This window comes from Streptomyces sp. LS1784 (genome assembly GCF_020103755.1).
Classification (GTDB): domain Bacteria; phylum Actinomycetota; class Actinomycetes; order Streptomycetales; family Streptomycetaceae; genus Kitasatospora.
On the sequence record NZ_JAHSQD010000296.1, the window covers coordinates 1 to 10,145 of the forward strand.

Annotated in this window: 6 protein-coding genes and 2 pseudogenes; 3 read left to right on the plus strand and 5 right to left on the minus strand. The window is 73.1% G+C overall.

The features are described from left to right. Positions 1–1,948, minus strand: a 1,948-nt coding sequence (locus KS423_RS27800; protein WP_224282522.1) for an ATP-binding protein, incomplete at its 3' end; no start/stop codon positions are given. A gap of 499 nt (positions 1,949–2,447) precedes the next feature. On the opposite strand from KS423_RS27800, the gene KS423_RS27805 reads away from it, so the two are divergent. Continuing rightward, positions 2,448–4,274 (plus strand): long-chain fatty acid--CoA ligase, encoded by a 1,827-nt coding sequence (locus KS423_RS27805; protein WP_224282523.1) that lies wholly within the window; start codon positions 2,448–2,450, stop codon positions 4,272–4,274. 268 nt (positions 4,275–4,542) lie between these two features. Next, on the plus strand, positions 4,543–5,652 hold the full coding sequence (locus KS423_RS27810; protein WP_224282526.1) for a polysaccharide deacetylase family protein: 1,110 nt from the start codon (positions 4,543–4,545) through the stop codon (positions 5,650–5,652). A gap of 216 nt (positions 5,653–5,868) precedes the next feature. Here KS423_RS27810 and KS423_RS27815 read toward each other — a convergent pair whose 3' ends face one another. Then, on the minus strand, positions 5,869–6,261 hold the full coding sequence (locus KS423_RS27815) for a hypothetical protein (RefSeq protein WP_224282524.1): 393 nt from the start codon (positions 6,259–6,261) through the stop codon (positions 5,869–5,871). A 330-nt stretch (positions 6,262–6,591) separates the two neighbouring features. Between KS423_RS27815 and KS423_RS27820 the strand changes: the two are divergent. Beyond that, positions 6,592–7,464, plus strand: a pseudogene (locus KS423_RS27820) (nitroreductase/quinone reductase family protein); the annotation flags it as partial. Positions 7,465–7,749: 285 nt separating this feature from the next. Here the strand turns inward: KS423_RS27820 and KS423_RS27825 are convergent. The 3 genes and pseudogenes from KS423_RS27825 to KS423_RS27835 form a co-directional block, all read right to left on the minus strand. After that, positions 7,750–8,550 carry an SGNH/GDSL hydrolase family protein gene (locus KS423_RS27825; protein ID WP_308020256.1) on the minus strand — a complete coding sequence of 267 codons (801 nt, stop codon included), beginning with the start codon at positions 8,548–8,550 and terminating at the stop codon, positions 7,750–7,752. Between the two features lie 462 nt (positions 8,551–9,012). Further along, positions 9,013–9,669, minus strand: a complete 657-nt coding sequence (locus tag KS423_RS27830) for an NUDIX hydrolase (protein ID WP_224282525.1) — start codon at positions 9,667–9,669, stop codon at positions 9,013–9,015. A gap of 283 nt (positions 9,670–9,952) precedes the next feature. Beyond that, positions 9,953–10,145, minus strand: a pseudogene (locus KS423_RS27835) (hypothetical protein); the annotation flags it as partial.

Here is a 10,145-nt window from a genome sequence, read left to right on the forward strand (position 1 = left end):
GGCCGCCCGCCGCCAGCCGCTGCCCGGCCGGGCCCGGCTCCGGCGTCCCGTCCGGCGCCTCCGCGAGCAGCTCGCGCGGGATCAGCACCACCGCCGTCGTCCCGCCGTACGGGGACGGCCGCAGGTGCACCCGGATGCCGTGTCGCCGGGCCAGTCGGCTGACCACGAACAGGCCCAGCCGGTCGGTGTCGGCGAGGTCGAACTCCTGCTCCACGGCGAGGCGTTCGTTGATCTCGGCGAGCAGCTGCTCACTCAGCCCGAGGCCGCGGTCGTCGATCTCCAGGGCGAAGCCGTGCGCCACCACCTCGCCCTGGACGGTGACCTGGGTGTTCGGCGGGGAGAACACCGCGGCGTTCTCGACGAGCTCGGCGACCAGGTGGGTGACGTCCGCGACGGCGCTGCCGAGCAGGCCGGTGCCGGGGAACGGCCGGACGATCACCCGGGCGTAGTCCTCGACCTCGCCGACCGCCGCCCGGACCACGTCCACCATCCGGACCGGCTTGCGCCAGGCGCGCCCGGGCGAGCCGCCGGCCAGGATGATCAGGCCCTCGGCGTGCCGGCGCATGCGGGTGGTGAGGTGGTCGACCTTGAAGAGGTCTTCCAGCTCCGCCGGGTCCTCGGTGCGGCGCTCCATGGTGTCCAGCAGGGTGAGCTGGCGGTGCAGCAGCACCTGGCTGCGCCGGGCCAGGTTGACGAACACCGCCGAGACCCCGCGCCGCAGTTCGGCCTGTTCGACGGCGGCCTCGACGGCGGCCCGCTGCACCGCGTTGAACGCCTGGCCGACCTGGCCGATCTCGGCGTCCCCGAAGTGCAGCTCGGGGGCCTCGGTGGCCACGTCCACCGGTTCGCCGCGGCGCAGCCGCAGCATGACGGACGGCAGCCGGGTGCCGGCCAGCTCGTCGGCCGCGTTGCGCAGGCCGATCAGCTCGCGGGCGAGGCCGCGGCCGATCCGGAACGAGATCATGATCGACAGCACGACCGCGACCAGGCCGACCGCACCGGCGATGCCGCCGCGCCACAGCAGTCCCATCGCAGCGGACCGCGCGCGCTCGTCCAGCCCGCCGGAGATCCGGCTGTTGATCGAGGCGAGGTCGCCGAGCGCCCGGTCGGCGGTCTCCCGCCAGGAGTCGCTGTTGAGCGCCTGGACCACCCGGTCGGGGCCGCCGGCGCCGACGAAGTCCGCCTCGGCGCGGGCCAGCGCGCCCCAGGCCTCGCCGCCGCGCAGCGCGATGTAGTCGGACTGGTCGGCGGGTTCGAGTTCGGCGATGTAGACGGTGAACAGCGCCTGCTGGTTGTGCAGGGCGTCCAGCGCGACCTGGTACTGCTCGGCGGTGGGCTTGGCGGCGCCGGTGCGCAGGCCCTCCATCGCCGCGTCCTCCTGCGACAGGTACTCGCGGGCACGCACCAGCTCGATCAGGATGGTGCCCTGGCGCGGGAGCTGCCCGCTCTGCCGGGCGACGTAGGCGGACCGGAATCCGAACACCGGCTTGACCAGGTCGCTGTACTGGTCCAGCGCGAACTCCCAGTTCAGCGCGGAGCGGCCGACCTGGGCACGCAGCGGTCCGATCTGGTCGGCGGCGGCGATGATCTGCACGAAGCGGCCGCGCTGGGGGGTGGAGAGCTTTCCGGCGGAGCTGTCCTTCTTCTGCCGCAGCGCGTCCAGGCTGCGGTCGGTGGCGGCCTTGGCCCGCTCGTAGGCCTCCCTGGCGGCCGGCGAGCGCGGGTCGGCCAGCCGCTGGACGGCGGCGCGGCGCTCGTTCTGCAGGTCGCCGGTGTACTGGTCGACCGGGCCTGCGAACTCCTTGTACGTACGGCTGATCCCGAGCTGGTTCCAGACGTCCCCGGTGGTGGCGACCGTCGCGTACACCCACAGGGCGGTGAGCGCGACGATGGGCACCAGGAGCAGCGCGATGATCTTCGCGCGGATCGAGCTGCTGCGCAGACGCATGGAGTCCTCGGTCGGGAAGTGCCAGGCGCGGACGGGGAGCGACGGGGCGGTGGAGGAACGGTGTCGAGGGCGGGGCGGTTCGGGGCGGTTCGGGGTGGCACGGGGGCGGCGTGGAGGGTGCTGGGGGACACGTCGGAGGAGGGGCTCCCGGCCACAGGTCTGCGAGACTCTACTACGCCCTCACCACTCGTTCGAGGGGCGAACCGGTCCACTGACCGGTCTCGTCCCGCACACGTCAGAAACCGGCCGCCCCCGCCTCCGTTTCGCGCCCGAATCGTTCACACATGCCCGCAATGACGGGTTGACACGAGACCCCCACAGCCTCCGCGGCTCCTCCTCCGCGCCTCCCCCGCGCCTCCCCCGCGCCTCCCCGGGCGCGACACCACCGGAGGGGGCCCGTGCCGATCCCGTCGTGTCACCGCCACAACCCTGGGCAGTGACAGGGCGATCCGATAGTTTCGGCCCACTCCGTACTACCGGCACCGAACTGGGGAGGACCGTGCGCGAGTTCACCACCCCCGCCCCGGCCGCGCCCGAGGCCACCGGAGGACTCGCCGACTCCCTCTACGACACCGCCGAGCGCGCCCCCGACCTGGTCCAGCTGTCCTGGCGGGGCGAGGACGGGCAGTGGCGGGACGTCACCGCCCGGGAGTTCCGGGACCAGGTGCTCGCCCTGGCCAAGGGCCTGCTCACCCACGGCGTACGCTACGGCGACCGGGTCGCCCTGATGTCCCGCACCCGCTACGAGTGGACGCTGTTCGACTACGCACTCTGGTCGATCGGCGCGATCACCGTCCCGGTCTACCCCACCGCCGCCCCCGAACAGGTGCGCTGGATCCTCGCCGAGACCCAGGCGGTGGCCTGCCTGGTCGAGGACGAGGACGCCGCGATGACGGTCGGCGCGGTCTGTGACGCGCTGCCCGACCTCACCGGCATCTGGCAGCTGGACCGCGACTGCGTCGCCGCGATCACCGAGGACGGCCTCGGCGTGCCCGACTCCCTGGTGCACCGCCAGCGCCTCGGCGTCGCCGCCGAGAACATCGCCACGGTCGTCTACACCTCGGGCACCACCGGCCGCCCCAAGGGCTGCCTGATCACCCACGCCAATCTGGCCGCCGAGGCCGACGCCCTGCTCGCCGGCTGGGGGGACGCCCTGCGCGACACCGCCGGCGGCCACCCCGCCACCCTGCTGTTCCTGCCGCTCGCGCACGTCTACGGGCGGGCCGTGCAGATCGCGGCGATCCGGGGCGGCTTCCGGATCGGCCACATCCCCGAGGTCTCCACCGACGCGCTGCTGCCCGCGCTGGAGACCTTCCGCCCGACCTTCCTGCACGCCGTCCCGTACGTCTTCGAGAAGATCTTCCAGCAGGCCCGGCGGGCCGCCGAGGACGCCGGGCGCGGCGAACTCTTCGAACAGGCCCGGCAGGTGGCCGTCGGCTGGGCCGCCGCCCGGGAGCAGAAGGCCTTCGGCCGCGGTCCCGGCCCGGGCGCGGCCCTGCGGCTGCGCCACCTCGCGTACGAGCGGACCGTCTACCCGAGGCTGCGGGCGGTGCTCGGCGGCCGGGTGCGCAGCGTGATGTGCGGCGGCTCCACGCTCCGGCGCGAGCTGGGCCTGTTCTTCACCGGCGCCGGCCTCCAGCTGTACGAGGGCTACGGGCTGACCGAGACCACCGCCGCGATCACCGCCAACCCGCCCGGACGGCAGAAGCTCGGCACGGTCGGACAGCCGGTGCCGGGCGCCTCGGTGGCGATCGCCGACGACGGCGAGGTGTGGGTGCGCGGCGGCTCGGTCTTCGGCGGCTACCTCAACCATCCGCGGTGCACGGCCGAGTCCCTGGTCGACGGCTGGTTCGCGACCGGCGACCTGGGCCGGCTGGACGAGGACGGCTACCTCACGATCACCGGCCGCAAGAAGGACCTGATCGTCACCAGCAGCGGCAAGAACCTGGCCCCGGCGGCCCTGGAGGAGCGGGTCGAGGCACACCCGCTGGTCTCCCAGTGCCTGGTGGTGGGCGACGACCGCCCGTACGTGGCCGCACTGATCACGCTCGAACCGGCGGCGCTGGCGCACTGGTTGAAGACCCGCGGGCGGGAGCAGCCGGACCCGTGGACGGTGCTCGCGGACGAGGAGCTGCACGTGGAGATCCAGCGCGCGGTGGCGGCCGCGAACACCGCGGTCTCACGGGCCGAGTCGATCCGCGCTTTCCGGCTGATGCCAAGGGAGTTCAGCCAGGAACAGGGACTGCTGACCCCCTCGCTCAAGCTGCGGCGGACGGCGATCGCGGAGTACTACGCGACGGACATCGAGGAGCTGTACCTGTCCTGAACCGGGCCTGTCCGCCCGGCCCCTGAGGCGCCGTCTTTCCCCTTGTGACGCAGGCGCGGCGGCCACGTGATGGCCTCGGGGTTCACCCACCGTTCCCTTGACGACCTTATTGGTCTAGTCCATTGTTGCGACGATCCGGAGTTCCACGCTCAGAGTTCCACGGCTCAGAGTTCCACGTCTCGGAGCCCACGTCTCGGAGCCCACGGTCCGATTCCGCCCACGCCCTCCCCACGGGCGTGCCCCCACCTGCTGGAGTCCTCACGTGTCGATGTCCACGCGCCTGTCCGCGCTGGCCGCCTCGGTCGCACTGCTCACCGGTCTCGCCGCACCGGTGGCCTCCGCCGACGCTCCCCCGACCGTCAACCTCGCCACCAACCCCGGCTTCGAGGTGCCCTCCCCCGACCTCGCCGACTGGGGCAGCGTCCCCGGCTGGAACTGCACCGGCGGCCCGGCCGAAGCGGCCGTCACCACCACCGCCCCGCACACCGGCACCTCCGCGCTCACCGTCACCCCGGCGAACGCCGAGTCCACCGGCGAGTGCGCGCAGACCGTCGCGGTCCAGCCCGACACCACCTACACGGCCTCCGCGTGGGTGCACGGCAGGTTCGTCTACCTGGGCGCCACCGGCACCGGCAAGGACGTCGCCCCCGCCTGGACGCAGACCACCGAGGGCGGCTGGCAGCGGCTGAGCACCCGGTTCACCACCGGCCCGAACGCGCACACCATCCGGCTGTACGTGCACGGCTGGTACCAGCAGGGCCCCTTCTCCGTGGACGACGTCCGGGTGGACGGCCCCGCACCCGCCCCGGCCGTCGCCGCGGGCTCCGTCCCGACCAAGGACAAGGTCGTCTTCTTCACCGTGGACGACGGCTGGCAGCGCACCCCCGAGGCGGAGCAGTTCATCGCCGACCACCGGCTGCCGATCACCGCCTTCCCGCTGCCGATGCCGGCCGCCGCCGATCCGGCCTTCTTCAAGCGGGTCACCGCCGTGCCCGGCTCCTCGGTCCAGGACCACAGCGTCTCCCACGCCGATCTCAGCAACCTCCCGCTGGACCGGCAGCAGGTCGAGATCTGCGACGCCCGTGACGCCATGACCCGCCTCTTCGGCACCGCACCGGCCTTCTTCCGCCCGCCGTACTTCGCCTGGAACGCCGACACCCTGCAGGCCGCCGCCAACTGCGGCATCCGCACCGTGCTCACCGCCGACGCGGACTTCAGCTGGGGCGCCGGCAACATCTGGCACCCGGGCCTGCTGCAGCCGGGCGACGTCGTGCTGATGCACTGGACCGACACCCTCGCAGACGACCTCCAGCGCGCCCTGGCCGCCGCCGACGCCGCCGGGCTCAAGCCGGCCGGCCTGGTCGACCACCTGCGCTGACGGAGACCACCCGGACCCGACGCGCCGCCGCCTCCAGGGGAAGCGGCGGCGCGTCGTCGTTCGGTGCGGGCGCCGCCGGGGACCGGATCCGGGCTGGGGCGCCCCTGGGGTCGGGCCCGTCCCGAGAGGCCCGACCCGAGAGGCCCGACCCGAGAGGCCCGACCCGAGAGGCCCGGCCCGATGGGCCCGGCCCGATGGGCCCGGCCAGGTGGCCGCTCAGCCGCCGAAGACATCTCCCATCCAGCCGATCAGGCGCGCCTCGAAGTCGGCGGCGGAGGTGATGTCCCGGGCCGGGATCACGCCGCCCGGCTCGTGCTCCTCCGCCGTGGCCGGCTTCCCCTCCCAGCCCGCGGCCAGGTAGGTCACGTCCGCCCAGCCGCCTCGGAAGAGCACCACGTCCAGCTCACCACCCGTCAACGGGTCGGCCAGGCGCAGTCCGAGGGAGTCCGGATCAGCGACCCGGGAACGGTCCGTCTCCAGCGGCTGCGGCCAAGGGGCGAGTCCGTCGCGCCAGGTGAACGGCTCCACCGTCAGCCGGGCGGCGCGCCACCTCGGGGCCCGGGCGGCGATCCGTGCGGCGGCTTCGTCGAGGTCCAGCACGTGTTCCACGGCGGTTCCGGCTCTCCTCGGGCGGCGGTCGTGCTCGTTGACAGAGCGTCCGCGGCCTGGCTCTAATGGGGGCGTGCAGCGCGGCGTCGGCCACAGAGTAGTGGGCCGGCCGGCAGCCGGGCGAGCACCTTTCCGAAGGGACGATGCGCGATGAGCACTCTCTCCGCTTCCCTGATCTGACGCCAGGCGGTCACCGCGGTGCCCGCGTGCGCGAGGCGCATTCCGCGACGGACGTCGCCGGACGCGCGACCAGCCGTACCACCGGCTCCGGCACCGGCACCGCGTGTGGCCGCAATTCCCCTTTCCTCTCAGGAGATCCACCACACACGCATGCCCATGTCTTTCAATCTGAACGTCATCGAGGAGTTCCGCGCCAACGGCGGCCGGGTCGGCGGCCCGTTCGAGGGCGGCGACCTGCTGTTGCTGACCACCACCGGGGCGCGCTCCGGGCGGCCGCACACCGTGCCACTCGGGTACGTCCGGGCGGAGGGGCTGCTCCTGGTCGTCGCCTCGGCCGCCGGGGCGCCGGAGCACCCCCAGTGGTACCGCAACCTCCTTGCTCACCCGGCGGTCCGGGTCGAGCTCGGAACCGAGGCCTTCGACACCGTCGCCGTACCCGCCGAAGGCGCCTGCCGGGAAAGGCTGTTCGCCGCCGTCGTCCGGAAGGCCCCTGGCTATGGCGGCTACCAGGCGCACACCGAACGGGAGTTGCCGGTGGTCGTCCTGGAACGGCCCGAACCGCCCTCCGGCAGCCCGGCCCCGGCGGCGCGCAGCCTCGCCGACAAGCTGCTGGAGTCGCACACCTGGCTGCGCGCGCAGCTACGCCACGTACGGGAGGAGGCGCACGCCCACCTCCCGGGCCGACCGGCCACACTCGGGCTCCAGCTGCGACAGCACTGCCTGGCCTTCTGCGACGGTCTGACGCACCATCACACCGGTGAGGACGCCGCGGTCTTCCCCGCCCTCGCGCGCAGTCATCCGGAGCTGGCCGACGTCCTGGCACGGCTCGGCGAGCAGCACCGGGCCATCGGGCGGATCAAGGAGGAGCTGGTGGCCCTGCTGGCCGGGATCGCGGCCACCGAGCCGGAGCGGCTCCGCACGGAGCTGGACCGGATGTCCGCCGAGCTTGAGGCGCACCTCGACTTCGAGGAGGCGGAACTGCTGCCCGTCCTCGCCGGCATCCCCTTCCCGCCGACCCGGCCCGTGCCGAGCGGATCCGCGGCGAACGAGCCTGCGCGGAACGGGTCTGCGCCGAACGGATCCGCGCCGAACGAGCCTGCGCGGAACGGATCCGCGCCGAACGAGCCTGCGCGGAACGGATCCGCGCCGAACGAGCCTGCGCGGAACAAATCCGCGCCGAACGGATCGACATCGAGTGGGCCCACGCCGGGCCACGGCTGAAACGACGCTGCCGCCGCCCCCTCCCGAGGTGCGGGAGGGGGCGGCGGCACGGCACGTCCTGCGAGGAGGCAGTCCGTTGCGGCAGTCTTACAGCGCCGAGAACACCGGCAGGTAGCCGCCGGAGTGGCCGGACGCCTTCGGGTGGTAGCTCTCGTCGACCGGCAGGGTGGTGCTGTTCAGCCAGGTGGTCAGCGAGCCGCAGATCTCGTGCTCGGTGAAGATGCTGCGGACGTCACCGAAGGCGAAGCCGGCGTTCGCGGCCCGCTTGGCGAGGACGCTGTCCAGGGTGTCGGCGGCACCGTTGATGGCGGCGCGCTTGGTGTCACCGATGCCGAAGATGCAGCTGCCACCGACCTTGTAGATGTGCGGGTAACCCAGCACCACGACGTGGGCGTTCGGGGCCTTGGCCTTGATCGCCGAGTACACCTTGTCCAGCTGGGCGGGCAGGGTGGTGGTGGCGTAGTTCTTGGCCACGTTGACGGCGTCGATGCACTCCTGGTCCCCGTCGAGGACACAGGTCTGCATGGTGTCGGCGAATCCGGCGTCGTTGCCGCCGACCGAGATGCTGACCAGCGTGGTGCTGGCGTCGAGGGCGGAGATCTGGTTGTTCAGGATGTCGCCGGTCTTGGCGCCCGAACAGGCGACGAACTTGAAGGAGGACGGCGCGTGCGCGTTCTTCCACAGGTACGGGTACGCGTTGGTGCTGCGCTTGCAGCTGCCGCTGTCGCTCAGGTAACTGCCGGCACCGACACCGGAGGAGTACGAGTCGCCGAGGGCCACGTAGTTGACGCCGGCCGCATTCGCGGACGAGGCGGCGAAGAGCGTCGTCATGGTGAGACCTGCCGCTATGGCAGCGATGGACAGAGCGCGGACGGGGCGGATCATCATGCCTCCAGGGGAACGGCGTGGCGCGGGTCACAGAAGTGATACCAGGCGGTAGCCGAACCTGGAAGGAGTCATGCCAAGGATATTGACGGTGTGTCTGATAGCTCAGAGATGAACTGCCGCCGACAATCCGTGATTTCACGCTGGTCAGAGCGGGTGCACCGTGACGCGCGTAGCGCAGCGCGCGTAGACCGGCAACTTGCGGAAGTTCCGTGCAGGACCAGCCGGCGAATTGCCGCCCGGCCATCGTCGGGCCGGATTCGAAAGGAGTGTCAGCGGGTGCAGGGGGGGCGGATGATGTGCCTCAAGGCACGTCGGAAGGTGGGCCAGAAGGGGCATCAACGGCACCGTCGGAATTCGCCGCCGCGGCCGGCCGGACCGTGCGACGGACGCGACCGGCAGTCAGGACGACGTGCCGGGGGCAGCGCGCCGGGAGGTCGCTCGGGAGTACGGCACCGCGCCCCGTCAGCCCTGCGCGCGGGGGCGGCCACCACCGGGGTGCACGGCCCCCTGGTACACGATGCCCGGGGAGACCGTGCAGCCCTCGACCGGCAGCTCCTCGATCGCCTCGTTCGCGGCCGCGGGCACACCGAGCCAGCGGGCGGCGGTGGCGACGGCCGCCCGGGCCTGGCGCAGCCCGGGCGCGCCCCAACCGAGCAGTTCGACGGCGAGGCCCGGCGCGACCAGTAGCCGCCGGTAGTGCCGACCCGAGGCCGGGTCGGCCGCGCTCGGGCCGACCGCCCGCAGCGCCGCCGCCATCCGGACCCGCGCGCACTCGTGCCCGCCGTTCGCCGATCCGACCCGGTCGTAGAGGTAGCCGAGGTAGTACGGCCGGCCGATCAGGGCCTGCGCCTCCTCGGCCGACTCCCGGGCCAGGGCGGCCGACGGGTCCCCGTCGTCCTCCGGTTCCAGTGAGCCGCCGGGTAGCGAGCAGATCCCGTCCCTCGGGTTCACCAGCGTCAGCACCCGCCCGTCCGGCGCGAACAGCCACCCCCAGGACTGCTTGACCGGCAGCCCCTCCGGCACCTGCTCGCCCGGCCGCCACGGCCAGCCCGCCGTGGGGCGCCGCCGCACCTTCCCGAGCAGCTCGGCGATCTCCGCGCTGTACTCGATCGGGCTCATGATCTCGCCCCGCGGCGCTCGGCGGGGGCGCTCGCCCACGCGCACCCCCTGGCGCCGAGCTCGCTCCGCTCGCTCATCCGTCCCCCTCTCGCTGTCGGGCTTCGCCGGACCGGCGGTGCGCGAGGAGGACCTGCATGGCGCGGTACGGGGCGGAGCGGCCGGAACGACGGCGTGGGGCACCGCACGCTCCTGCTGTTGATCTTCTCCGAATCTTCCCCGAACAGGCGGTCGATGAACAGCCCCCAGCGCCGCATGGTGGATGCGGAGACGGTGAACGTGGTGATCACCCCAGCGGCCCGCCCCCTTCCCCGTGACCCCGGAAGCCGGGCAGCGGGAACCCGGGCAGCGGGTCCACCCCGGGCGGGAAGGGCAGCCCGCGCGCGGCGTCGTCGGCCAGCTCGTCGAACACCTCGTGCGCGGTCATCGGCCGCAGCCGCCCGCCGGCCAGCGCCCAGCCGCGCACCGGCGGCCGGGGC